Origin of the sequence: Dubosiella newyorkensis (genome assembly GCF_001945605.1) — a bacterium.
Taxonomy (GTDB): Bacteria; Bacillota_I; Bacilli_A; order Erysipelotrichales; family Erysipelotrichaceae; genus Dubosiella; species Dubosiella newyorkensis.
On the sequence record NZ_MPKA01000032.1, the window covers coordinates 1 to 1,255 of the forward strand.

The 1,255-nt window shown below is 47.8% G+C and carries 2 protein-coding genes; both read left to right on the forward strand.

Going from position 1 to position 1,255, the window contains the following annotated elements; genetic code table 11:
- The coding region (tnpB, locus tag BO225_RS00970) for an IS66 family insertion sequence element accessory protein TnpB (protein ID WP_076340425.1) at window positions 1-251 on the forward strand (251 nt) is incomplete at its 5' end.
- Between the two features lie 65 nt (window positions 252-316).
- A partial coding sequence (locus BO225_RS00975) for an IS66 family transposase (RefSeq protein ID WP_143356717.1) occupies window positions 317-1,255 on the forward strand: 939 nt, incomplete at its 3' end.

Here is a 1,255-nt window from a genome sequence, read left to right on the forward strand (position 1 = left end):
AGCTCGATCCTTTCGAGAACAGTCTCTTTCTTTTCTGCGGTCGGAAAACATCCTCGATCAAGGGGATCCTTTGGGAAGAGGACGGATTTCTTCTTCTTACGAAGCGTCTTGACGAAGGAAAGTTCCAGTGGCCTAAAAACAATGACGAAGTGCTTCTTCTTGGCGAACAGCAGCTGAGATGGCTTCTCGAAGGTCTGGGGATCGAGCAGAAATGTTCGATCCCCAAAAGCCGGGCGACAAAGATAATGTGATCAAATACGCTTTATATAAAGGGGAATTTGTTTATTTCCCTTCTTTTTTGTGGTATAATTGAATCATGGAAAAGGAAAAACAAACGACGGTCGAAGCGGATAAAGAACAGCTCGAAAAGATGATCAAAGCCATAGAGGATTTGACTGTTCGGATCGAAGAGCAGGATAAAAAGATCCAGGAAAAAGATGCGATCATCCAAAAGCTTCAGCGGATGCTTTTCAGAAAAAAGAGCGAAAAAGCAAGACATGCGGAAATGATGGCCAACATGCCTACGCTCTTCGATCTCGAATATCCGGAAGAAAGTCCTTCTTCTGCTCGTGCTCTCCAGAACATTCAGTATTCCAGAAAAAAACGCTGCTGGAACAAAGACGATCTGGGCGATGCCGAAAGAACCAAGATCGTGATCGAAGCTTCGGAGGAAGAAAAGAAGTGCCCATGGTGCGGCGAAGAGATGGAGAAGATCGGCGAAGAAAAGGTGAGGACGCGGGTAATCATAGAAGAGCCGAAAATCCGTATCGAAGAGATCTATACCGAAACGTACGTCTGTCCCTCCTGCAGACAGGATGGAGAAGACGTGCTTTTCAAAACCGAAGCCCCTCTTCCCGTTATTCCGCATTCTTTTGCGAGCGCGGAAGCGATCGCTCATGTAGCCAACGAGCGTTTTGTCAAAAGCGTACCCTACAACCGGCAGGAGAAGGAGTGGAAATGGCTGGGTCTCTCCATCAGCCGGAGAACGATGTCCAACTGGATCATGGCGGTCTCCGAACTCTATCTTGAACCTGTCGTTCTCAAGATGAGAGAACATCTTCTGAAAGAAGAACTGTGCCACTGCGACGAGACCCCGATCCAGATCTTTCAATACGCTCCCGGAAGAGGAAGCCGATATCCGAAAGCGTTCCTGGAAGGTTTTGAAGGATTTCTGGTAACCGATGGATATGGAGGCTACAGCCAGATCGAGAACACAAAACGAGCATTGTGCTGGGCGCATGTCCGCCGGAAGTTT